Here is a 24966-nt window from a genome sequence, read left to right as displayed (position 1 = left end):
CAAGTGATCTTACGGTACGACATTGAGACCGTTAGATTTTGCGTGAAGTCGGACATCGACGGATCTTGACAGTGTGGCATCTCACACTGGATATCGACGATAGACGCGTTTTCTAGCTTAGTGGTGAAGAAGTTCTCTTGTTTGCCTTCAATAGAGGTGCGGTACCATTTCAGTTCAACAGTCTTCATCTTCTCACCAGAAGAAAGCGCGTTGTACAGCAGTGGTACGGCTTTGTTGAGAGTGACGGTAAACTGGAATGGCTTATGAACACGTTGACCAGAAGGTTGACCAGATTGAGGATCGGTCGGAACCGAAATAACGTGGTCAAACTTCTGAACCAGCATCTCGTCTTCATGACCTTCTACATAAGAGTCACCGATAGAGTCAGCCGTACAGGCGCCCGCCGTGATCAGACCCTGAGTTTCACCGTCGATAGAAATATAACATGGAGTTGGCATAGTAAAATCCTTAGAGGTTGTGTGTAATAACACTCACTCTTAATCAAAAAGCGTGCCAAAATGAAAATGCATATATTTCAATAATTTAAGCATTTGTTAATATACGATCTGGGCAAGATCTTGCTCGAATCGAGCAAAAAGTTGCCCGGAAGCAAAAAATGCACCGAGGAGACTGTGAACAATCACAAATTATGAAAAATCAGAAAATACCCCACTGCTACAGAGGGGCCGTTCGCAACAGTATGGTTTGCTATCCAGTACGTTGCGAACACGTTAAGTGATAGGAGTTACCTTTGTATGAGGGGCTTGAACTACGTAAGATGCGCCAACTAAGAGTGAAGTACTTTTTCTATCTCTTCTAGACTTGTTGGATCATCAATGGTTGATGGTACCGTGTATTGCTCACCATCAGCAATCTGGCGAATGGTACGGCGTAGAATCTTACCAGAACGTGTTTTAGGTAAACGCTCAACCACCAGCGCGTGTTTAAAGCAGGCTACCGCACCAATCTGTTCGCGTACCTTATTGATCAATTCACCTTCGAGTTGTGCATCATCAACTTTCACACCATCTTTAAGTACGACGAGACCAAGAGGTAACTGGCCTTTTAAGTCATCATGCACGCCAACGACAGCGCATTCGGCAATTGCAGGGTGGCCGCCAACTATCTCTTCCATCTCACCGGTTGATAGACGGTGTCCCGCAACGTTAATCACATCATCGATACGCCCCATAATGAATAGGTAGCCCTCTTCATCAAGATAGCCACCATCACCAGAAACATAGTAGCCTGGGAACTGGCTTAGATAACCGGATTCAAAACGGTCATGGTTACGCCACACCGTTGGCAAACAGCTTGGTGGCAGTGGGCGCTTCAAAGCAACAAAGCCCTGTTGATTCGCCTCAACAGCCTCGCCAAGCTCATTAAGGATCTCAACTTGATATCCTGGAATAGGCTTGGTCGCTGAGCCCGCTTTCACTGGCATCATCTCAATACCCGTCGGGTTTCCGGCAATTGCCCAACCTGTTTCAGTCTGCCACCAATGGTCAATCACTGGCTTGTCGGCCTTGCTTTCCACCCACTCCAATGTTGGTGGATCAAGGCGCTCACCGGCCATAAAGATTGTGGTTAATTTTGATAGGTCGAACTGCTTAATGAAGTGACCATCCGGATCTTCCTTCTTAATCGCACGAAACGCGGTTGGCGCTGAGAACAACACATCAACCTTGTGCTCTTCGCACACTCGCCAGAAGGCACCAGGATCTGGAGTACGCACTGGTTTGCCTTCAAACAGCACCGTGGTACAGCCATGAATCAGTGGCGCGTACACAATATAAGAGTGACCAACCACCCAACCCACATCAGATGCTGCCCAAAACACGCCATCTTGTGGGATGTTGTAGATGGAGGTCATTGAGTACTTCATCGCGACCGCATGACCGCCATTATCTCGCACAACCCCTTTTGGTTTGCCCGTCGTACCCGATGTGTAAAGGATATAGAGCGGATCCGTTGCCAGAACAGGAACACAAGCATGTGGCAACGCAGTTTGATACGCTTTCTGCCAATCAATATCACGTTCACTCTCTAGAGAAGCTTCACACTGAGACCTTTGCAGTACAATGACGTGCTCAGGCTTCCAACGGCTGTCCATAATCGCTTTATCGACCAATGGTTTGTATGGAATGACTTTGTTCACTTCAATTCCACACGAGGCTGTCATAACGACTTTGGGCTCAGCATCTTCCAAACGCACCGCAAGTTCATTGGCAGCGAATCCGCCAAATACCACCGAATGAATAGCACCAAGACGAGCACAAGCCAACATCGCCATTGCCGCTTCAGGTATCATCGGCATGTAAATAACAACGCGATCACCCTTTTCAACGCCCTGCTGAGCAAGCATGCCAGCGATTTTTGCCACCTGATCACGTAACTCACGGTAGCTGTAGCTTCGCTTGGTGTCAGTGACCGGAGAATCATAAATGAGTGCAGTTTGTTCACCACGCCCCTGCTCACAGTGATAATCAAGTGCAAGCCACGAGGTATTCAGTAGTCCATCGGGGAACCAACGCTCTACACCATTCTCGTCGTTCGCCAATATGGTTTCCGGTGCTTTGAACCAATCGATATGTTTTGCCTGTGCCCCCCAAAACGCTAGTGGTTGATTGAGGGCCCATTGATATTCTTTTTCATATGCAGACATATTGCTTCCTCCAGTATGTCTCGACATTGCTTGTAGGTAGTCAGATTCAGTCAACTACGCAAAGACATCGGAGGGTACGTACACAAATCCCTCCATAATGATTCGAGCACTTCGGCTCATAACCGCTTTTTCAACGAGCCATCCGTTGTCGCTCTCGCTCGCCTTAGCACCTACTTTCAAAGTGCCCGAAGGGTGACCAAATGTGACCGACTCACGCTCCCCCCCTCCTGCGGCTCTGTTTACTATCGTACCTGGTACACATGCAGCGGAAGCAATAGCGACCGCCGCTGTGCCCATCATCGCGTGGTGCAACTTGCCCATTGACAGAGCACGGACCAGCAGATCAATCTGCTGCTCTTCAACCACTTTACCGCTCGAAGAAACATACGTTTTCGCCTCACTGACAAAGGCCACTTTCGGCGTGTGTTGTCTCGCTTGTGCTTGTTCGACTGAGTCAATCAAACCCATCTTTAGCGCACCATATGCTCTAATTGTTTCAAAACGCTCCAAAGCATCTTGATCATTGTTAATGTCTTGCTGTAGCTCACTGCCTGTATAGCCAAGAGCATGAGCATCAATAAAGATGGTTGGAATACCCGCATTGATCATCGTCGCTTCGAAACTACCAACCGACGGTACATTGAGTTCATCAATAACATTGCCGGTCGGAAACATACTGCCCGAGCTGTCCCCTGGCTGCATAAAATCAACCTGAATCTCCGCTGCTGGGAAGGTCACGCCGTCTAGCTCAAACTCCCCAAGCTCCTGCACTTGCCCATCAACAATCGGCACGTGAATCACTATCGTCTTGCCGATGTTTGCCTGCCACACTCTGACAACAGCAACACCATTGTCAGGGATGCGTTCAGGGTCGACTAGCCCTGCATGGATCGCAAACGGGCCAACTGCCGCAGACAAGTTGCCACAGTTACCGCTCCAATCGACAAACGGCTTATCTATCGCGACCTGACCAAATAGATAGTCAACATCGTGTTGCGGTTTTTCACTCTTAGAAACGATCACTGTTTTACTGGTGCTAGACGTTGCGCCGCCCATGCCATCAATTTGCTTAGCGTAAGCATCAGGGCTGCCAATGACACGCATTAACAGACGGTCACGCGCTTCACCGGGCTGTTGAGCTTCCAACGGCAGGTCTTGCAGACTGAAAAACACCCCTTTACTGGTTCCGCCACGCATATAGGTGGCGGGTACTTTAATCTGACGTAGTTTCATGACCGTCACCTACTGAGCTAAGAAGTCTTGAGCAAAGCGTTGCAATACGCCGCCAGCATTGTAGACATTAACCTCGTCAGCCGTATCTAATCGGCATGTCACAGGCACATCAAATTTCTCACCGTTTGCGCGAGTAACGACAAGTGCCAGATCCGCTCCCGGCTTGATCTCACCGATTACGTCGTACAATTCACTGCCATCAAGCTCAAGAGTTTTGCGGTCTGTCCCCTGTTTGAATTGCAGCGGCAAGACGCCCATACCCACTAAGTTGGTTCGGTGAATACGTTCGAAACCTTCAGCAACAATTGCTTCGACACCCGCAAGGCGAACCCCTTTAGCAGCCCAGTCGCGAGAAGAACCTTGGCCGTAGTCCGCACCCGCAACAATAATCAGTGGTTGCTTACGATTCATGTAAGTTTCAATCGCTTCCCACATGCGTGTCACTTTGCCATCCGGTTCGATTCGTGCTAACGAGCCTTGTACAACTTCACCATTCTCCTTGACCATTTCATTAAACAGTTTCGGATTGGCAAAAGTTGCACGTTGCGCGGTAAGGTGGTCGCCACGGTGCGTCGCGTAGGAGTTAAAGTCCTCCTCAGGAACATCCATGGAAGCGAGATATTCTCCAGCCGCACTGCTTGCCAAAATTGCGTTCGAAGGTGACAAGTGATCCGTTGTGATGTTGTCGCCCAATACCGCCAGCGGACGCATGCCTGATAACGTGCGTTCTCCCGCTAACGCCCCTTCCCAGTATGGAGGACGACGGATATATGTGCTCTTCTCACGCCAGTCATAAAGAGGATTGCTGTTACGTTGTTCATCATTAAGTTTGAACATCTGGATGTAAACCTGCTTGAACTGCTCAGGTTTTACATGCTTGCCAACAACTGCGTCAATTTCTTCATCACTTGGCCAAAGGTCACTGAGGTAGATAGGACTGCCATTTTGATCATTACCTAGCGAATCACGTTCAATATCGAAACGCATCGTTCCGGCTAAGGCATAAGCAACAACCAAAGGAGGCGACGCTAAGAAGGCCTGCTTGGCATAAGGATGGATACGGCCATCGAAGTTTCGGTTACCTGACAACACTGCCGTCGTATAGACATCGCGATCGATGATCTCTTGTTGAATATCTGGGTTGAGCGCGCCACTCATCCCATTACAAGTAGTACAGGCATACGCGACAATCCCAAATCCGAGCTTCTCCAGCTCAGGAAGTAGACCAGCGTCCTCAAGATAGAGTTTGGCAACTTTAGAACCCGGCGCGAACGATGATTTAACCCAAGGTTTACGAACAAGCCCCAACTGGTTGGCTTTTTTCGCCACCAAACCAGCCGCGACCACGTTGCGCGGGTTACTGGTGTTAGTACACGACGTAATCGCTGCAATGATCACGGCACCGTCTGGTAACTGACCATCTTCAACCTCTGGCTGCTCTGCTGGTGACATCGCAATTCCACGCTGGGTTAATTCCGATGTTGGCAGCCTGCGGTGTGGGTTCGATGGACCGGCCATGTTGCGGCTGACCTTTGATAAATCGAATTCCAATACACGTTCATATTGCGCGCTTTCAAGATCATCAGCCCACAAGCCAGTCTGCTTAGCGTATTGTTCAACCAGAGCCACTTGTTCGTCATCACGACCAGTTAACTTAAGGTAGTTAATGGTCTGCTCGTCGATGTAGAACATACCTGCTGTTGCCCCATATTCAGGCGTCATGTTCGAGATCGTTGCTCTATCACCAATAGTAAGGTCTCGAGCACCCTCTCCGAAAAACTCCAAGTAGGATGAAACAACCCGTTCTGTGCGTAAGAACTCTGTAATCGCTAAGACAATATCCGTCGCCGTGATGCCCGGCTGACGTTTACCAATCAACTTCACACCAACGATATCTGGCAATCTCATCATTGAAGGGCGGCCCAGCATGACCGTTTCGGCTTCCAAACCACCCACACCAATCGCGATAACACCAAGAGCATCGACATGTGGAGTATGGCTATCGGTGCCAACGCAGGTATCGGGATAGGCAATGCCGTCTTTTGTTTGAACAACCGGAGACATTTTCTCAAGGTTGATTTGGTGCATGATGCCGTTACCAGCAGGGATCACGCTGACGTTCTCAAATGCGGTTTTACACCATTCAATGAAATGGAAGCGATCTTCGTTACGGCGCTCTTCGATTGCTCGGTTCTTCTCAAATGCATCAGGTTCAAAACCCGCGTGCTCAACGGCTAACGAGTGGTCAACGATCAACTGAGTTTCAACCACTGGATTGACTTTGGCAGGATCGCCGCCTTGCTTTGCAATGGCATCGCGAAGACCTGCCAGATCGACCAATGCCGTTTGACCAAGAATGTCATGGCATACAACACGAGCGGGATACCAAGGAAAATCATGATCACGCTTGCGTTGGATAATCTGTTGTAGGCTTTGAGTTAACGTGTCTGGATCACAGCGACGAACTAGCTGTTCGGCAAGGACACGTGAAGTATAGGGTAATGTTTCATATGCCCCTTCACAAAGGGCATTGACAGCTTCTCGGGCATCATAAAAATCAAGATGAGTTCCCGGAAGCGGTTTGCGATATTGGGTGTTAACAGTCATAGCGGCTTCCATTCAGGTAAATCGTTTTTCTTCGCTCCCTCAAACTGCGAGGGAGCAGTTTTTGTGGGGTTACCTGTTTTCGATTGGTACCCAATCTTGATGATCAGGGCCTGTATAATCCGCGCTCGGACGGATGATGCGGTTGTTTGCACGCTGTTCGTAAACATGCGCTGCCCAGCCAGTTAAACGGCTCATCACAAAGATTGGCGTAAACAGTTTGGTTGGGATGTCCATAAAGTGGTACGCCGAAGCATGGAAGAAATCGGCATTACAGAATAATCCTTTCTCGCGCTTCATTACCGCTTCTACGCGCTCGGAAACCGCGTACAAATGAGTATCGCCCACAGCCTGTGAGAGCTCTTTTGACCAACGTTTGATCAGTGCGTTACGAGGGTCACTCTCACGGTAGATCGCATGACCAAAGCCCATGATCTTGTCCTTATTGGCTAGCATCTGCATGATATTAGCTTCAGCTTCATCAGGCGTTTGCCAATCCTCAATCATCTCCATAGCCGCTTCATTCGCACCACCGTGAAGTGGCCCACGCAATGTGCCGATAGCCGCCGTGATACATGAATGCAAATCGGACAATGTTGATGCACACACGCGCGCCGCAAACGTCGACGCATTGAACTCATGCTCTGCATATAAAATCAATGAGCAGTGCATCACCTGCTTGTGCATGTCTGTGGGTGTTTTATCTGTCAACATTTTAAGGAAGTAGCCACCGATACAAGTCTCAGACTGATCTGCCGTGTCTATGCGCACACCGTCGTGACTAAAGCGATACCAGTAACAAATAATGGCAGGAAACAGCGCTAGCATACGTTCTGTCGCAGCAACCTGCTCATCAAAGCTGGTTTCTTGCTCCAAGTTGCCCAGCACAGAACAACCTGTGCGCATAACATCCATCGGATGCGCAGAGGCTGGGATCAACTCCAGTGCCTGCTTTAGCTCTGCTGGCAGGCCACGTAAACTGATGAGGCGTGTTTTGTATTCATCCAGTTCTGTTTGAGTTGGAAGGTGACCGCGTAACAATAAGTGTGCAACTTCTTCGAACTGCGCATTGTTAGCTAGGTCGGTAATGTCGTAACCACGATACGTCAGTCCTGTTCCCGTTTTTCCGACAGTACACAAAGCCGTGCTACCTGCGCTCTGACCACGTAGGCCTGCGCCGCCTAACTCTGCTGTTTTGTTTGATGCTTGAGACATTTTGAACTCCTTTTCCATCGGCTACTGCTCTCTTTAGCGGAGCGATTTGATAGCCGACGATTTCACATTATTGGATTAATTCCGAATTCGTTTTCCTGGGCTTCCGAGTGATTATTTTCCTTCTGAAAATAGCTGATCCAGCTTATCTTCATAATCGTGATATTTGAGGTGAGCGTAGAGCTCTTTGCGCGTCTGCATTGATTCCGTGAGCGCTTCTTGGTTCCCTACTTCCAACAAGTGTTTGTAGACGGTTTCCGCCGCCTTGTTCATCGCTCGGAACGCACTTAACGGGTAAAGCACCATATCCACTCGTGACTTAGCCAGCTCTTCACAACCATACAAAGGCGTTTGACCAAATTCAGTAATGTTGGCAAGGATTGGAACATGTCTGCCCGTCGCCTGCTCTAAAGCTTGAGAAAACTGAACGTACTGCTCTAGTTTGTTCATCGCCTCGGGGAAAATCATATCCGCCCCAGCTTCCACACAAGCGATAGCACGCTCTATCGCACTGTCGATACCTTCAACAGCCAAGGCGTCGGTGCGTGCCATGATGACAAAGCTTTCATCGTTGCGAGCATCAACGGCCGCTTTGACTCGGTCGACCATCTCCTGCTGGCTAACGATCGCTTTATTCGGTCGGTGACCACAACGCTTTTGAGCAACTTGGTCTTCCATATGTACCGCACCAGCACCAGCCTTCTCCATCGCTTTGATGGTACGCGCGATGTTAAACGCTCCACCAAAACCGGTATCGATATCAACCAGTAACGGTAAATCACATGCGTTTGTAATACGCTCTACATCAACCAAAACATCATTTAGAGTGGTGATACCCAGGTCAGGCAAGCCATACGAAGCATTGGCGATACCGCCACCTGACAAGTAAATCGCCTGATGACCTAAGTTTTTCGCCATCATGGCGCAGTACGGATTAATCGTTCCGACGATTTGAAGTGGGTTATTTTGCTCGACGGCAAGTCTGAACTTCGCCCCTTGAGATAAACTCATGACTGTTTCCTCTAGTCCCTTAGGATTTGTTGTTCAATCAGTGTGCGGCTTCCAGAAATATGACGACGCATTAGCATTTCAGCCAACTCTTCATCACGGTTACGGATCGCCTGCAAAATGTATTTGTGCTCATCCAACGCTTCTACCGGACGAGACTGTGCTCGCGGTGACTGATAGCGGTACATGCGCAGTAAGTGGTAAAGCTCATCGCATAGCAACGAGATCAACTGGCTGTTGCGACTGGCTAAAATGATTCGGTAGTGAAAGTCGAAATCACCGTGCTGGTGAAAATAGGACGCGCCTTCGACTTCATCAATATGATTTGAATGTGTCGACAAAACGGCTTCAAGGCCCGCCAACTCTTCAGCTGTAATATGCCTAGCGGCTAAACGAGCTGCCATCCCTTCTAGAGCTTCTCGCACTGAATAGAGCTCGATAAGTTTTTCGGGAGAGAAGGTAATCACACGTGCACCGACATGAGGAATGCGCTCAATCAAACCTAATCCCTCAAGGCGCATGATCGCTTCACGCAACGGGCCACGGCTAACTTGATAACTCTTTGCCAGTTCCGGCTCAGAGATTTTACTGCCTGGTGCAATATCGCCATTGACTATCGCCTCGACCAAAGACTCTGTCAGCGTCTCAGATTTAGTATTCTCTTTTTCGGCCGCGCCTTCTTTACGACGAGATTTAAGTTCTAGGTTCATATCTGAATTACTCACGCTAACGACAGCAGACTGTCTACAATTTGTTGGTACAGAATTAAAATAGACCATTATATTGTCGACAATCAAGTAGATTGTCGACAATTTAGACTAAGGTAGTAGGCTAAATGCCAGTAATAAGATAAGCACACAAAGGCAAAGAAAAACGGTGATGTGACCTAGGGCAACATTATTGCAAGGATATCAATGACTCTCAGTCAGTATACAATTAGTATCCTAGATACATTCACCAATAAATAACGACAAAGGCTTATGCGCGTTGGTAAGGTTAAAACCATACTATTAGGGTTAACAGTAGTTACTTTGGCTGGTTGCTCGATGTTTTCTCCAGCAGAACGTCAGCCCTACTATCCCCAGATACGAGACGTAACGTACTCAGATGATGACATCACTGTTATCGAATCGAACAATGTGCTCAAAGCGGCGATTGTGCATAACGAGTTCGTGCTGGTTGAAGACAAACACAGTGTGAATCAGTCTTTCGAGCAGGTCTTCGCTGAAGCGATAGAAAACCAAGCGGTGACGGTAGAAGATCTAAAAAGTGAGCAATTTCATCTAGCTTTAGAAGAGATAATCAAACAGTTCAGCTGTGAACTTTATGCAAGCCAACAAGCCAGCGATTCTGTTCAGCTATGCCCACAGCAAAATCAGATTGTCGACAATTCCCTAGATTACCTCCCTTTTCAACAAGGACTACGTTTCACCCAACGCATTAGCACGATAAAACAGAATGAACAGAATACATTACAGTTAGAGATGTTTCTCAAGAGTACCCATGAGCGTTCATTAGACTCTCTGTGGGGAGCCGTTCACGAGCTGGGTAAATTTAAAGGCAGTAGACTCGCCCCTGAACAATTGGTACTGACCATCAATCTCAAGGCATACAAAAAGTCCTCTAGTGACCATACGTGGAAGTACATCTATCCAGAACCACTGGTGTTCTTTGTCGTACTTCCTTCTGTCGATCATCTCATCCAGCGACCAAACGAAGTGGAAAGCATGGCTTTCGCTTATCGCACAGCCAAACTACTGATAGTGGATAGCCAATAAGCTATCGTGGTTAATAGCCAAGCGATTGTGACAAAAGGATCAGCAACTGACCTTAATCGATTTGGCTCTGGCTTGCCTATTTCTCAGTTTTGCCGACTTTTGGTTGACGACGTCATGCCGTGAACTTTATGAACAAAACCACCAAAATGCCCAATATTGTTTTTATCAACGCATTACAGACAAAGTTTTAACACACTATTAACCTTATGTTCATCTACTAGCAAGTATCCCTTCCTTGGTAGCAGATAATTGATAACGATAAGCCAGTTCTCAATGAAGAACAGGCGTACACATAAGGAACGTGAATCATGTTTAAGGTACTCAAACCAACACTGGCAGCATCCATCATCGCTGCGTCTTTTTCTTTCAACGCTTTTGCAGCAGATGTTGAGAAAATCCACTTTCTAATCCCTGGTGGCGCTGGTGGTGGCTGGGACATGACAGCTCGTGGTACAGGCGATGTTCTTGTTAAATCTGACATCGTTGAAAATGTCTCATTCCAGAACCTATCTGGTGGCGGCGGCGGTAAAGCGATTGCACACCTAATCGAAACAGCACAGCGTCAAGAAGATACTCTGATGGTTAACTCTACACCGATCGTCGTTCGTTCGTTGACTGGTATTTTCCCTCAATCATTCCGCGACCTAACTCCAGTTGCAGCAACAATCGCCGACTATGGTGCAATCGTGACGGCCGTTGACTCTGGCTACAACACTTGGGAAGACGTAGTTAAAGATTTCGAGTCGAACCCACGTAAAGTGAAAATTGCTGGCGGTTCAGCACGAGGCAGTATGGACCACCTAGTGGTTGCTGCTGCATTCAAAGGTGAAGGCTTCGACGCGAAGAAAGTACGTTACATTGCGTACGATGCAGGCGGTAAAGCAATGGCTGCTCTACTTTCTGGTGAAACTCAGCTTCTTTCTACTGGTCTGGGCGAAGTACTAGAAATGTCGAAATCTGGTCAGGTTAAAATTCTTGCTGTCACCGCTCCTAAGCGTCTAGAAGTGGCTCCAGATATCCCAACACTAACGGAATACGGCAACGAAACTGTGTTTGCTAACTGGCGTGGATTCTTTGCAGCACCAGGTGCTAGCCAAGCGAAGATCGACGAGTGGAACGCAGCACTTACTAAGATGTACAAAACGGATGAGTGGAAAGTGGTTCGTGACCGTAACGGCTGGATCGACAACTACAAAGCAGACAAAGAATTCTACGCTTTCCTTGAAGATCAAGAGAAGCAAATGGGCGACCTAATGCGTGAGCTAGGCTTCCTGAAATAGATTTTTAACCTAGTTTGAGGGTGAACAACTCACCCTCTTCCCCTTTCGCCGTACATGAGTAACAAACAATCTCCTCTGTTTATGTATAAACAGTTAAGCCTCCTTGACTAGCAGCAAATGGCTTATTTGTTAGTGAAACATGCTCATTAACTCTCTTGTACGGCTTTTTATTTCCCCTGCCTGTTACGTTTATGGAGTTGGATATGTCGGACTTGCCAACGAATTCTTTCAAAAACGGGAGCTTTTTCTCTAAAGAGAATCTCCTATGCCGTGACCGTGTCGGTGCGATGATTTTTTTAATCGTCTGCCTTTGCTACGGCTACCAAACGTCCCAAATCCCAATGTTCCCTGGTGATGATTATGAACCGTTCACCGCTCGTACTTTACCAACCATATTAACCTTTATTGGCGTTGGACTCTCTTTGATCCTGCTCGTTACGGGTCAACCTGATGTTAAAAGTGGAGCTGTGCTTGAATTCAAATGGAAACTGCTGATTGGCTTCTTAGTGTTAATGGCACTTTATGGCGTCGGTCTGACGTACATCGGATTTGTGTTAGCAACCAGTCTGTTCTTGCTGGCTGGCTTCTATTTGTTAGGTGAACGTCGTGTGAAAGTGTTGCTTGGTGCCTCTTTCCCATTTGTTATTGCGTTCTACCTACTTCTTACCCAAGGCCTAGATATCTACTTAGAGCCTGGTGTTATTTTCAGCTTGTGGTCGTAATTTATAGGAAATGACATTATGTTAGATGGAATCTTACAAGGCCTATCTACTGCCGTAATGCCAATGAACATCATGATGGTGATCGTTGGTTGTTTCGTCGGTACCTTTATTGGCATGCTGCCGGGTCTCGGCCCTATTTCTGCAATCGCGCTAATGATACCTATCACTTACGGTTTAGACCCTTCGTCAGGTCTGATCCTGATGGCAGGTGTTTACTACGGTGCCGTATTTGGTGGCTCAACTTCATCCATTCTGATCAACGCGCCAGGCTGTTCCTCAACTGTTGTAACCGCATTTGACGGCTACCCTATGGCTCAGAAAGGTCAGGCTGGTAAAGCGCTTGCACTCGCTGCTTACTCGTCGTTCACCGGCGGTACGCTATCTGCCATCATGCTGCTTGTTGCCGCTCCTGCTCTAGCCAGCGTTTCGCTTAGCTTCCAGTCTTCGGACTACTTCGCACTGATGCTACTTGGTCTATCGGCTGTTGCAGCCTTTGCAGGTAAAGGTCAGGTAATCAAAGCGTGGATGATGACTGTGCTTGGCCTGATGCTATCAACCGTCGGCATCGATAAAGGTGTCGGTGTTGAGCGATTCACATTTGGTCTTACCGATCTAATGGATGGTTTCAGCTTCCTATTGCTCGCGATGGCAACATTTGCACTGGGCGAAACGCTGATGGGCATTCTAAAGCCAGAGAATGATACCAGCGCGGAAGAGCAAGCTAAGATGAGCAACATTGGTAGCATGAAAGTGACCAAAGAGGAGTTCAAGGAAGTCGCTCCCGTCTCAATTCGTTCATCAATTCTTGGTTTCTTTACAGGCGTATTACCAGGTGCAGGCGCGACAATCGCCGCTTTCCTTAGCTACGGTATGGAACGAAACCTTGCACCAAAAGGTAAAAAAGAACAATTTGGTAAAGGTAGCATCCGTGGTTTGGTGGCACCAGAATCTGCAAACAATGCGGCGTCTAGCGGTTCATTTGTACCGCTACTCACTCTGGGTATTCCTGGCTCAGGTACGACTGCGATCATGCTAGGTGCGTTGATAGCTTACGGTATCCAACCTGGTCCTCGCCTGTTTGTAGAGCACCCTGATGTATTCTGGTCAGTTATCATCTCAATGTACTTTGGTAACATTGTACTGGTTATTCTCAACCTACCATTGATCCCGTACATTTCTAAACTGCTTGCAGTGCCAAGAACGGTATTGTTGCCAATGATTCTGTTCTTCTCGATAACGGGTGTTTACCTAGTGTCATTTAACACTATGGATGTGTTTGTGATGCTGTTGATTGCCATGGCTGCTATTGCTTTGCGATTAGCCAACTTCCCGTTAGCACCGCTGCTACTTGGTTTCATCTTAGGCGGTCTAATGGAAGAGAACTTACGTCGAGCACTAATGATTAGTGATGGTGAACTGAGCTTCCTATGGGAACGTCCTATCACTCTGGTCTTCACTGTACTAGCAACTCTTGTTCTGTTTAGCCCAGTGTTAGTCAAGCTGTTGCAAAAGCTAAAACCGACCCCAAGTAAGGTCGAACAATAACTGAGTAACATTCCTATGTTGGTTTTTGGGGGCTTCGGCCCCCTTTTTTGTGCGTTGCGATTGCCACACTGCACACTAGAGTATAAACTCTATTTTTTAACAATTAGGGTACATTACTATGTCGTTGCGTCCCGCTGCGCTGCTCCTTGGTTGCCTTGGACTCTACTCCCCTGTTTCGCACTCTGCGGCCATAAGCTTTGAGCAAGCATGGCAGGTCTTACAGCAAGAGAACTATTCACTGGCGGCTCAACGGTCGAATGTTGAACGTTATGAGCATCTCGAAAATGCAACGGATAATCTCAATCTACCCTCGGTATCGATCGGTGCCAATTTCACTCGTTTAGACAAAGACGTCACGGTCTCTGGTGAGCAACTTTTTGAAAGTACCGGTCAGGCACTGCCAAATTTGGGCCCTGTACTTGGTCCTATGCTCACTCCACTGATCTCCCAGCTAGGTGGTGTGACATCAACCATCAGCGAACGCGACATCTTCACTTCTTCAATTCGCGCTATTTGGCCTATTTTTACTGGTGGTCGAATTAATGCTGCGCAATCGGCAGCGGAAGGCAAAAAAGATCAAGCCCACAGTGAACTCGCGATGGAAACACAAGCGCGCTTTGAGGATTTGAGTAAATATTACTTTTCTGTCGTACTGGCGCAAGAGGTGGTGAAAACCCGCCAACTTGTCGAGCAAGGCCTCACTCAACACCGTGACAATGCAGTAAAGATGGAACAACAAGGGCAAATAGCTCGCGTTGAAAGACTTCAGGCAGAGTCAGCCCTCGACAAAGCAGTGGTTGAGCGCAAAAAGGCACAAATGAGTTTAGAAATTGCTCGCGCCGCATTGACCAAAATCCTTAACCAAACCACCACCGTTGAGCCCGCTGATACGCTATTCGTCAATCAGAACTTGCCGGATCAAACTCTATTTGTCGAACAGACACTGGCAACTTACCCTGGCTTAGCGCTACTTGACGCTAAAGAGAAGCAAGCATCAAGCTTGATCAAAGCAGAGCAAGGCAAGTACTACCCAGAGGTTTATCTTTACGGCGATTATAGTCTTCACGAAGACGACTCATTGGCAAGTCAAATGAAACCGGACTGGTTGGTGGGAGTCGGAGTCAACATTCCGCTGATCGAAAACTCAGGTCGCAGTGATCAAGTAAAAGCCGCGCACAGTGCGGTTTCTCAAGTCCGTTACCTTAAAGCACAAGCAAAGCAGGACTTGTCTGTTCTTGTCCAGAAAACTTATCTTGAAGCTCTGCAAGCGCAGCAAGAGGTGGAAGGATTAACCTCAAGTCTCGATTTGGCCAACGAAAATCTTAAGCTTCGTCAGACCGCATTCTCTCAAGGTCTTTCTACATCAACGGACGTGGTTGATGCTCAGCTTTATCTGGCCAGTGTACAAACCCAGCAATCTGTCGCGAGCTTTAACTACCTCATCTCGCTATCAAAACTGCTGGCATTGTCCAACAAAATGGACGCATTTAGCCAATACCAACACAATGCTATCAACACTTCTCGTTTATAAAAGGGTCTAAGATGAAAAATGCAAAACCACTTCTGATCACTGCCGTTGCATTCGGTGTCGCATCTTGGATTGGCTATAGTTTCTATCAAGCATACCAGCCTAAACCTGTGCGTTTGCAAGGTCAGATTGAATCTCAGCAATACAGCATCTCTTCCAAAGTACCGGGGCGCATTGATCACGTTTTGGTCCGTAAGGGCGATCAGGTTAAACAAGGTGACCTGATTTTCACCCTACACAGTCCTGAAATCGAAGCGAAGCTCGAACAAGCGAAAGCGGGTGAAAAAGCGGCTGATGCTATGGCGTTGGAGGCTGAAAAAGGCGCCAGAATTCAGCAAATTCAAGCCGCTAAAGATCAATGGCAAAAAGCCAAAGCCGCTTCTGCGTTAATGGAAAAGACTTACTTGCGTGTTAACAATCTCTATCAAGATGGTGTCGTCGCCGAACAAAAGCGCGATGAAGCTAAGACTCAATGGGATGCGGCAAAATACACCGAAAGTGCGGCTTACCAGATGTACAAACTGGCTCAGGAAGGTGCGCGTAGTGAAACCAAACTTGCGGCAGCCGAAAAAGCTCGCATGGCGGCGGGCGCAGTAGCCGAAGTTGAAGCCTATGCACAAGACACCACCATCAAGAGTTGGTTCAAAGGTGAGGTTTCACAAGTTCTGCTGCAAAGTGGTGAGCTTGCTCCTCAGGGTTTTCCTGTCGTGACTGTGATTGACACAGCAGATTCATGGGCGGTATTGAATGTCAGAGAAGACTGGCTGAAGTACTTCAACAAAGGCGCGACATTCAACGCTTACCTACCAGCACTTGATAAGCAAGTGGAGTTCAAGGTCTCACACATTTCAGTTATGGGTGATTTCGCAACCTGGCGCTCCACTGATGCCTCACAAGGGTTTGATCTCCGCACCTTTGAAGTCGAAGCCATTCCTACCACGCCACAGCAAGGGCTGCGTATGGGAATGAGCTTAGTCGTCGAGTTAGACTAACGGTTGCAAAATATATGCAAATTCACAACACCTCTCAGTTAGCAGTGATCCGTCGTGACAAGTGGTTGCTCTCCAGTCTGACGTGGATCCCTATTCTACTTGCGGTGATGATTTGGGCGATATTCTCGCAAGGAATAGCCCAAAATCTCCCTGTTGGGGTGGTTAATCTGGATAAAGGTGCGTTGTCACAGCAGTTGATTCGATACTACGATGCAACCTCAAGTATGGCGATTCAACGCGAATACCAAAGTGTCAGTGATGCAAAACAAGCGCTAGTTCAAGGCGATATCTATGCCTATGCAGTTATCCCATACAACTTTGAGCAAGACACATACAAACAGTTGGCGCCGCAAGTCAGTGTGTTTTACAACAGCCAGATGATCCTTATCGGAAAACTGGTAAACTCCGCTTTTTTGCAGGCTCAAGGTACATTTAACGCCCAGCTAAGTACCATTGGTAACTTAGCTCAAGGCAACCATGTTCTTGCTTCTGCAATGGCGAGTGCTGTGCCAATCAGAACTCAAATTACGCCACTGTTTAACAAAAATTCCAACTACGCTCAGTTTTTGGTTTCTGCGGTTGTGCCTGCGCTTTGGCAAATCGTTATTGTCGTCAGCACCATCCTAATCCTGTCAGCGAATCTTCGGGATCGTGGGCTGAAAGTTTGGCTACAACTTCAGCCATTCAAATCGTTATTGAACACGCTACTGCCGTACAGTTGGGTATTCGCACTGCAAGGTTTTGCCTTTCTATGCTGGTTTTATCTCGGCTTTAAGTGGCCGATGAACGGTAGCTTTGTCACCCTAGTATTTGCTCAATGGGTCACGATTATCGCGTGCATGATCATGGGTAGCCTGTTTTTCTTTCTCACCTTAGATGCGGCTCGTGCCATGAGTTTTGCCGGAGCATTTACCGCGCCTAGCTTCGCTTTCATGGGCATCACCTTCCCTGTGACCGATATGAGCAGCCTTGCTCAGGCGTGGAGAGCACTACTTCCAATCAGCCACTACATCGAGGTGCAAGTTAGTCAGGTCAGTTATGGTTTGCTGCCAATGTCATCATTGCAACATTTACTGCCGATGTTTGGTTACGCAGTGCCATTGTTTATGGTGATGTTACTGATTAACAAGCATCTCTCCATCGATTCAGGATTGCCACAAAGTAAGGAGCAACGATGAGCTTGTTCGAACTTGTTAAATCAGAGATTAGAGCGATATTGACGAATCCTGTCGTCGTCCTGACCGTATTTGGTGGCGTTGTTTTTTACTCGTTTCTCTACCCTTTGCCCTACAGTCATCAGACTCCAAGGGAACAGAAGATTAGTATCGTCAATCTTGACCAGAGCAAAACCAGTTATCAGCTTGAACGTATGGTTGACGCGACACCACAGGTTAAAGTCGTACAGCGCGATCACACCATAGCAGATGCACGCGCCGCGTTTCTAAATGGTGAGATCAATGGAATTTTGGTGATTCCTGAGCATTTTTATAAAGACTTGATGCTAGGTAAAAGCCCAACCCTTGCTTACGCTGGTGATGCTTCTTATTTCTTAGTGTACGGCACAATTGTAGAAGGTTTAGCCCAAGCAGGCGGAACATTATCTGCACAAACTAAAGTGGCCAAACTCGTTCTTGAAGGACACCCACTCTCACAAGCCGTCAATCAATATTCAGCCACGACATTGAACTTAAAACCGACTTTTAACCCAACCATGGGTTATGTCGACTACGTTGTTCCGGCTGTATTTGTGCTAATTCTTCAGCAAACTCTGGCAATGGCGTCTGGTTTGATGGTCGGTAGTCAGCGCGATGGGACAGGCTATTGGAGTCAAGTTTCTCCTTTCAAATTACTTTCTGTACGCTATCTAGTGCTGATTGGTATCTATTACTTTTTGAGTATGTACTACTTTGGCGCCAGCTTTTCCATGCATGGAGTGAATCAACTCGCTCATGCAAGTCAGATTATCTTGCTACTGCTCCCTTTCTTGCTCGGTTCAGCTGCGATTGGTATCTGGCTTGGTGCAGTCACACCGCGACGAGAATTAGTGACCCTAGTGGTTTTAATCAGTTCGATGCCGTTGGTTTTCAGCGCCGGTTTTATCTGGCCGACTGAGGCGATTCCAAGCCCGATCGTGTGGTTGGCTCAACTATTTCCAAGTACAGCAGCAATTAAAAGCTTTCTGACTATCAATCAAATGGGTGGTGACTGGCAAACGGTCAGAGGGCTGTATAGTCAGCTGTGGATTCAAGCATTCGCTTGGTGTGCTCTCGCCCATTACAGCTATCAGAAACATACCGCCCAACAGCGTATTGCTTTAAGTCGATAACACGGCACGTAAAAACAACAACGCCTCCATGTTTGGAGGCGTTTTTATTGAGACTTAGTGCATTGACTTAGCTAACTACGTGAACGATCGAGTAACTCAAAAATCTTGTCGCTCGGCATCGGCTTGTAGAAATAGTAGCCCTGTATTTCTTCGATGCTCCAGCTCTTGAGGCGACGCACCTGAGATGCCGTCTCTACGCCTTCTGCTACTGTGGTCAAGCCAAGTTCTTGAGCCATGTTGGCAATGTTTCGCACCAGACTCTTCGCTCTGTCATTGTGCTCAATTTGGTCAATGTATGACTTGTCGAGTTTTACAATATCTAATGGGAAGCTACATAACGTACTGAATGAAGAGTAGCCCGTGCCAAAATCATCTAGAGCGAACAGCACGCCAAGCGCTTTCATTTGCTCCATTCGACTAATCACTTCCTGCTCACCACTCATCAGCATACTTTCAGTGACTTCAATCACCAACTGACCGGCTTGCAGCTGATAGCTATCGATTAACTTGACCAACAGTTGAGGTAAATCTGCGTGATAGAAATGTGGAGCACTAAGGTTCACATGGACCGTCAGCATCGCCTGCCCAGTTCGCTTCCGCATCAAATTGACTTGCTGAATAAACACGCAAGCTTGCTCTAAGATACTTTCACCTAACGCAATAATGAGTTGATTCTGTTCGGCAAGAGGAATAAAAACACCTGGTGACACAAAGCCAAAATCAGGATGCTGCCAACGCGCTAGAGCCTCAAATCCATTGATTTCACCATTGCTAGCTTCAACGATTGGCTGATACACCGCGAGGATTTCTCCATTCGCAATGGCACCACTTAAATCCCGCTTAATTGCGACTGCTGTTTTCGCCGATTCGAATAGTTCGCTGTTCACAGTGACCACACTAGGGAGTCTACGGACACTTTTGTCTGTTGTAATACTATAAATCGCAGCCTGAATTAATGTGTCGAGGGGCTCATGAGTAATTTCAGGGCTGACAAAAGCAACGTCACATTTCAGATCCAACTCAACATTTTCTACGGTATGTTTGTCAGCTAACCCAATCATCATTTGTTCAGCGCTATGAATCGCTTTCTCGCAATCGAGACGATTCGCAATCAGCACCAAGAATTCATGCTCACTGATTCTCCCTACTGGGTATGGCGTCAACATCTCACCAAATTTAAAGGCCATCAATTCCATCGCTGCATCAAAGATTTGGTGACCATACACTTCAGAGATATGAGACAAATTAGGGACGGATACGTACATAAACGAGAATCTATTGGGTGCTATACCGAGTAAATTACGGGCTTGTTCCATAATGGATTTTCGGTTCCATAGACCCGATAGATGGTCTCGTTCAACCAGATCCTCAATCAACTTAGCTTGTTGTTTGTGTTCACGTACATCAACAATCGACAGCATCAGCGTACTTTGTCCCTGATACTGGATCATGCTGATTTCAATTTTACAGTCTATCTTTTCATGACTACTGGTAATCATCTGCGCTTCAAACTGAGTCTGCCCCTGCCTAAAGCTGTGATACATACGGTCAATTTGACATTCAGGCTGCTCAGAATCTGGGCACAACACATCGAGCGGCTGGTTCATTAAATCATCGTACTGATAATTCAGTAGATCTAATGCTGTTGGGTTGATATCGACAATTACCCTAGCTCTCACCAAGAGAATTGCCGTCGTGCGACTCTGATACAACGCATCGAACTTCCGCTCGGCATCCAGTAGCTGCTCTTGGGTAGCGGAAGTGTTATTTGCGAGGGTCTGAACCAGCTTCGTTAGTCTATCCAACTCATCTTTATTAGGCTGATCAAGACCTTCAAGTTGATAGGCAGAAAAAAGCGCATCAATATCTTTCTCTAAGTCAGAGAAACGAACCGCGACGCGGCGCTTAAATGTAAGATAAGTAATCAATGAAATAACGATTGTCGCAATCGCTACGGCAGCGAACAAATAGGTGAACAGCACGTTCCCTTTCTGAAAATGAACACGTTCGATGGTCGTTTCTAGTTGCGCAATAACCTGCCCCGAAACTCCGTGTAAGTCCGCCAGTTGGGTCATGGCTTGCTCGGTCTTGTCAATTTTGGATCTAGAGTCCACATCTGGCGTTGAAGTGATGCTATCCACATTCACGATTTGGTTATCAGCGACAAGAATTGACTTAAAGTCTCCAGGAAATCTGACAGAGAGATTGCGTCCCCAAATCAACCAACCTAACGACGCTGAGGTACCATCGCTGTTTCTCACTGGAGTAACTGCAAGTGTCCAAACGTCACCATTGACCGAGAACAGGCCACTCAAACCATCTCTGGCACTATCCAACACTCGATTCATCGAATTGATATGTTTGACGACTCTCTCATTTGTCGCGACCGACTCAACCAACAGCTGAGTCTCACTTTCAGTCAGAGAAATCCCTTCCACGACCTGCCCATGCAGATCGGTGAGCAACATAAGATCAACGCTAAGTGCATCCAAAGTTTCTGGTGCTAAGTTGCGTTCACGGTAACCTTTTAGATCGCCGCCAAGGAGAACTTCATAGCTCTCATCCCAGTAGGCCCAGTCATAAGAGTGTTCTGCCAGTTTGTCACTCATCATCGCAATGACATGCTGAGCCTGTTGACTGGCTCGATTCGACTCCATTGTTTCCAAATTACTCAGGCTAACAACGAAGAAGTAACGTGTGATATAAAGGCAGCTCAGCGTGACACCCAAAAGACCTAGTAAAAAGTACAGGGCGGTTTTCGTTTGTAGATTAAGGTTTAGCAAGCGCATCTGCTTCATTGACTATTTTTGTACTTCTTTATTAACTATCTAGTCTAGTAAAAATAGCCTATGTTTAGCTTGATATACATCTAAGTTATTAATCTTTAATGAATCAGACGATTTCGCAATGCCAATACTCTGTTGCTCCGTCGTTTAAAAACCTCTTTGCTTCCAGAACTCTCCCTCATCACGTGCGTAAAGTTCAAACGTTTTGTCAGCAACAACATTGTCCCTCATCGAGATGGTCATACGCCACTTGCCGAGATTTGATTCATATCCGTTCATATCACCAAGCAACTGTATGGTATCCCCCAAGTAGAAGTCCCAATCATTGCTCCCAACATGCATATCGCCGGTAAAAGGTTCGAGGATTTGGCCTTTTTTACCCACTATTCCTGGGTGGTCGATGCAAAACTCGATCACCTCTCCTTTGGCTCTTTTAATATTTACAATAAAACCAAATTCGATCCCCTCTTCGGCAACAACCTTGGTCGTGAACTGTGCTATTTTTGGTAGGTTTTTAGATTTGGAATCCCAGCCTTGATAGATTCCATAAGAAGTCATTTCGACGATTGGCGCGCGTTTCGCCATGATTGCCACCGTTTCCTCATACTATTGATCGTTTCTTGCGTCACACCGTGAATGTTGCCGTAATCATTGGTGCATTCAAGCACTTCAAACTCAGCATCATAGCGTTTAGCCATATTGAAATACGGCACTATTTCCCAGCGCTGAACGAAAGTGTTGGATACAACGACATCTCGCTTTTCTTTCAGGCACTGCTCTGTCATCGCTTGACACCATTGATGAGCATCGGCAATTTTGTCTGGTTGATAAACATATTCTCCAGACGGTTCAATAAAGAACATGTCGGCTTCTAGATGTTGTGCGTTGAATGTCTGAGCCAAAGTGCTTTTCCCTGAGCCTGGCAGCCCGCGAATCAGCGTCAGTTTAACGGTCATATTTCACATTGTTTGTGTTCGTTGCTATGAATCATATTATAAATTGGCTCGATATAGCTATCGACATCTCTGTGTGATTGGGTTAAGTTTGGAAGTATAGACGTCCACAATCAAGCTTAGGGAGAAAGCTGTGCCTATTAAGATCCCCGATCAACTACCTGCTTCTGACGTGTTACGCACTGAGAACATCTTTGTCATGCCAGAATCACGCGCGTCGACTCAGGAAATTCGACCGCTAAAGGTTCTGATCCTCAATCTTATGCCTAAGAAGATTGAGACTGAAACGCAATTCTTACGCTTGCTATCAAACAGCCCACTCCAAGTAGACATCGAGCTTTTACGCATTGATGATAGACCGAGTAAGAACACGCCAACAGAACATCTAGACAACTTCTACCGCCAATTTGAAATGGTCAAAAATCGCAACTTTGATGGGCTGATCATTACTGGTGCACCATTGGGCTTAGTTCAATTTGAGGATGTGCTTTATTGGGAGCATCTGCAATCGATAATGAACTGGGCAAGAGACCATGTAACTTCAACACTCTACGTCTGTTGGGCTGCGCAGGCAGGTCTAAAACTTCTCTACGATCTTCCAAAACGAACGCGTAAAGAGAAGCTTTCTGGTGTGTACCATCACAAAATCCACCAGCCATACCATCCAGTGTTACGTGGCTTTGATGATACCTTCTTGGCTCCACACTCTCGCTACGCCGATTTTTCGCCAGAGTATCTCGAAGAACACACCGATTTAGACATTTTGGCGACTTCCGATGTGGCTGGCGTCTACCTCGCGGCGACTAAAGATAAACGTAACGTGTTTGTTACTGGCCACCCAGAATATGATTCGCACACCTTGCACCAAGAGTATATTCGCGATTTAGGCGAAGGTATGGAGCCCGCGATTCCGGTTAACTACTACCCCAACAATAATCCAGACAACAAGCCTTGTGCGAGTTGGCGCAGTCATGGGCATCTGTTGTTCTCGAACTGGCTCAATTATTGTGTCTACCAGCAAACGCCATACGATCTCGAACACTTCAGTGAAGCGAATTTCACCAAAGACGAATAATTGCGAGCAAATTAAATGGGGAATGACCTATTCTGTCATTCCCCTTTTACATTATTTTGTTCATTTCCCATTTCCTACATTCCATCGTTAGCCACCGTCCGTTGCACGTTAGGCATTTGTCGTTTTAGCTAAATCATCGACTTCGACACGACTTCAGCCACAATGCGTATTCTCATCTTATCTACATTGATGCTATTCGGATGCATTCAATCACAGACAAACCATGCCCTAGTCACTAAGCAGCGCGCCGACGCGAGAATCACCCTTGGGTTAGGCTATCTCGAACAAGGCAACTACGTTAAAGCGAGACAAAACCTCAACAAAGCGATCGAATACCAACCCAAGTACTACCGAGCTCAACTCGCATTTGCCCGTTATCTCGCTAAAGTGGGCGAAGACGTAAACGCTAATCAACTCTATCAACAAGCCGTTCGCGAGCACCCAAATAACGGCGACGTGCTCAACAACTATGGGACATATCTCTGTGAGCAAGGTCACTACCAACAAGCAGAGGAGCGATTTCTGCAAGCCATTCGCTCTCCTGACTATTACAACATTGGCGATAGTTATGAAAACGCGGCGTTTTGCGCTCTTCAAGCACAACAGATACACAAAGCTCGGCTGTATCTCCAGCAAGCGCTTTTACATCAACCCGACAAACCTCGCGCTTTACTCTATTTGGCAGAGATAGAAATAGCCAATTTTGCATTTGTTGAGGCGCAGAGACGGCTAAATCAATACCAGAAGTGGTATGGAGCGAATGAACTATGGCTACAGGCTACCCATAAACTAAATCAACAACGGGCACTTTATGCTCAAGGGCAAACGGAGATTGATTTGCGAATTTTGCACTAACGTTTACGACGTGAATGGTGCGTTTGTCTACGCCGTCTAACGTCTGAAGCGCGATGAATCTTGAGATACTCTTTGTAAAGAATATAGATAAAACCGCCAAGCCCAAGTATAAACCCGAGATTCCGCAGCCAATTTAGGAATCTCGGTTACAACTATTTTTGGGTTGTACGATGAGAGCAAGCGACAATGGTTAGCAGCGAATCCTAGTGAATGGTGATGTAAGAGGCAGTTAGATGAGTTGATGCAGAGTCCCAGAGGGCGTGTTGATCTTTGCTGTACGTTTTATGCTCAGCAATACATTGGTAGCCACATTAACATAAATGCCAGCGATACCATGCTGGCATAGTTCCTTTTCAACTTGTCATATCTAGTGGATATTGCTCGATAATGCTTGATTTTAGCAA

General features: G+C 46.9%; 20 protein-coding genes and 1 pseudogene. 10 read left to right on the top strand and 11 right to left on the bottom strand.

Annotation, left to right across the window (positions count from 1 at the left end; genetic code table 11):
- The 7 genes from QTN94_RS17385 to QTN94_RS17355 form a co-directional block, all read right to left on the bottom strand.
- On the bottom strand, positions 1–458 hold a 458-nt coding region (locus QTN94_RS17385; RefSeq protein WP_331428370.1), incomplete at its 3' end, for an Hcp family type VI secretion system effector.
- A 329-nt stretch (positions 459–787) separates the two neighbouring features.
- Positions 788–2665, bottom strand: a complete 1878-nt coding sequence (locus QTN94_RS17380; RefSeq protein ID WP_331428369.1) for a propionyl-CoA synthetase — start codon at positions 2663–2665, stop codon at positions 788–790.
- 54 nt (positions 2666–2719) lie between these two features.
- The gene (prpF, locus tag QTN94_RS17375) at positions 2720–3898 is read right to left on the bottom strand and encodes a 2-methylaconitate cis-trans isomerase PrpF (RefSeq protein WP_331417025.1); all 1179 of its coding nucleotides are present in this window, start codon (positions 3896–3898) and stop codon (positions 2720–2722) included.
- A 9-nt stretch (positions 3899–3907) separates the two neighbouring features.
- A complete protein-coding gene (gene acnD / locus QTN94_RS17370) occupies positions 3908–6505 on the bottom strand; it encodes a Fe/S-dependent 2-methylisocitrate dehydratase AcnD (protein WP_331417024.1) in 2598 nt (865 codons plus the stop codon).
- A gap of 69 nt (positions 6506–6574) precedes the next feature.
- Positions 6575–7717: a bifunctional 2-methylcitrate synthase/citrate synthase gene (gene prpC, locus QTN94_RS17365; protein WP_331417023.1), complete on the bottom strand. Its 1143-nt coding sequence runs from the start codon at positions 7715–7717 to the stop codon at positions 6575–6577.
- A gap of 111 nt (positions 7718–7828) precedes the next feature.
- Complete coding sequence (gene prpB / locus QTN94_RS17360; protein ID WP_269376800.1) at positions 7829–8725, bottom strand: methylisocitrate lyase; 897 nt, start codon at positions 8723–8725, stop codon at positions 7829–7831.
- An 11-nt stretch (positions 8726–8736) separates the two neighbouring features.
- The gene (locus tag QTN94_RS17355; protein ID WP_269376801.1) at positions 8737–9432 is read right to left on the bottom strand and encodes a GntR family transcriptional regulator; all 696 of its coding nucleotides are present in this window, start codon (positions 9430–9432) and stop codon (positions 8737–8739) included.
- 336 nt (positions 9433–9768) lie between these two features.
- On the opposite strand from QTN94_RS17355, the gene QTN94_RS17350 reads away from it, so the two are divergent.
- The 8 genes from QTN94_RS17350 to QTN94_RS17315 all read left to right on the top strand — a co-directional run bounded on the left by QTN94_RS17350 (position 9769) and on the right by QTN94_RS17315 (position 18893).
- A complete protein-coding gene (locus QTN94_RS17350; RefSeq protein ID WP_331417021.1) occupies positions 9769–10500 on the top strand; it encodes a hypothetical protein in 732 nt (243 codons plus the stop codon).
- A 308-nt stretch (positions 10501–10808) separates the two neighbouring features.
- The gene (locus tag QTN94_RS17345; protein ID WP_331417020.1) at positions 10809–11780 is read left to right on the top strand and encodes a tripartite tricarboxylate transporter substrate binding protein; all 972 of its coding nucleotides are present in this window, start codon (positions 10809–10811) and stop codon (positions 11778–11780) included.
- Positions 11781–11983: 203 nt separating this feature from the next.
- Positions 11984–12502 carry a tripartite tricarboxylate transporter TctB family protein gene (locus tag QTN94_RS17340; protein WP_331428368.1) on the top strand — a complete coding sequence of 173 codons (519 nt, stop codon included), beginning with the start codon at positions 11984–11986 and terminating at the stop codon, positions 12500–12502.
- Between the two features lie 18 nt (positions 12503–12520).
- Positions 12521–14047 carry a tripartite tricarboxylate transporter permease gene (locus QTN94_RS17335; protein WP_331417018.1) on the top strand — a complete coding sequence of 509 codons (1527 nt, stop codon included), beginning with the start codon at positions 12521–12523 and terminating at the stop codon, positions 14045–14047.
- Positions 14048–14165: 118 nt separating this feature from the next.
- Positions 14166–15578 (top strand): TolC family protein, encoded by a 1413-nt coding sequence (locus tag QTN94_RS17330; RefSeq protein ID WP_331428367.1) that lies wholly within the window; start codon positions 14166–14168, stop codon positions 15576–15578.
- Between the two features lie 11 nt (positions 15579–15589).
- On the top strand, positions 15590–16567 hold the full coding sequence (locus QTN94_RS17325) for an HlyD family secretion protein (protein WP_331417016.1): 978 nt from the start codon (positions 15590–15592) through the stop codon (positions 16565–16567).
- Between the two features lie 14 nt (positions 16568–16581).
- Positions 16582–17745 carry an ABC transporter permease gene (locus QTN94_RS17320; protein ID WP_331428366.1) on the top strand — a complete coding sequence of 388 codons (1164 nt, stop codon included), beginning with the start codon at positions 16582–16584 and terminating at the stop codon, positions 17743–17745.
- Positions 17742–18893, top strand: coding sequence for an ABC transporter permease (locus QTN94_RS17315; RefSeq protein ID WP_331428365.1), 1152 nt, complete (start codon positions 17742–17744; stop codon positions 18891–18893). Before QTN94_RS17320 ends, QTN94_RS17315 begins: the two co-directional genes overlap by 4 nt.
- Before the next feature lie 71 nt (positions 18894–18964).
- Here QTN94_RS17315 and QTN94_RS17310 read toward each other — a convergent pair whose 3' ends face one another.
- The 3 genes from QTN94_RS17310 to QTN94_RS17300 all read right to left on the bottom strand — a co-directional run bounded on the left by QTN94_RS17310 (position 18965) and on the right by QTN94_RS17300 (position 22635).
- Positions 18965–21691, bottom strand: a complete 2727-nt coding sequence (locus QTN94_RS17310) for a bifunctional diguanylate cyclase/phosphodiesterase (protein WP_331428364.1) — start codon at positions 21689–21691, stop codon at positions 18965–18967.
- 135 nt (positions 21692–21826) lie between these two features.
- Entirely contained in the window at positions 21827–22264 is a 438-nt protein-coding gene (locus QTN94_RS17305; RefSeq protein ID WP_331428363.1) for a DUF3859 domain-containing protein, read from the bottom strand.
- Positions 22234–22635 (bottom strand): ATP-binding protein, encoded by a 402-nt coding sequence (locus QTN94_RS17300; RefSeq protein ID WP_138972294.1) that lies wholly within the window; start codon positions 22633–22635, stop codon positions 22234–22236. Before QTN94_RS17300 ends, QTN94_RS17305 begins: the two co-directional genes overlap by 31 nt.
- A gap of 130 nt (positions 22636–22765) precedes the next feature.
- Here QTN94_RS17300 and metA point away from each other — a divergent pair, with 130 nt between their 5' ends.
- Together metA and pilW are read left to right on the top strand one after the other, a co-directional pair.
- On the top strand, positions 22766–23707 hold the full coding sequence (gene metA, locus QTN94_RS17295) for a homoserine O-acetyltransferase MetA (protein ID WP_331417013.1): 942 nt from the start codon (positions 22766–22768) through the stop codon (positions 23705–23707).
- 162 nt (positions 23708–23869) lie between these two features.
- Positions 23870–24562, top strand: a complete 693-nt coding sequence (gene pilW, locus QTN94_RS17290; RefSeq protein ID WP_331428362.1) for a type IV pilus biogenesis/stability protein PilW — start codon at positions 23870–23872, stop codon at positions 24560–24562.
- A gap of 288 nt (positions 24563–24850) precedes the next feature.
- On the opposite strand, the pseudogene QTN94_RS17285 reads toward pilW, so the two are convergent.
- Positions 24851–24966 (bottom strand): annotated as a pseudogene (locus QTN94_RS17285) (IS5/IS1182 family transposase); the annotation flags it as partial.

Origin of the sequence: Vibrio sp. M250220 (genome assembly GCF_036533795.1) — a bacterium.
GTDB lineage: Bacteria > Pseudomonadota > Gammaproteobacteria > Enterobacterales > Vibrionaceae > Vibrio.
This window is presented reverse-complemented; position numbering and strand designations above follow the sequence as displayed.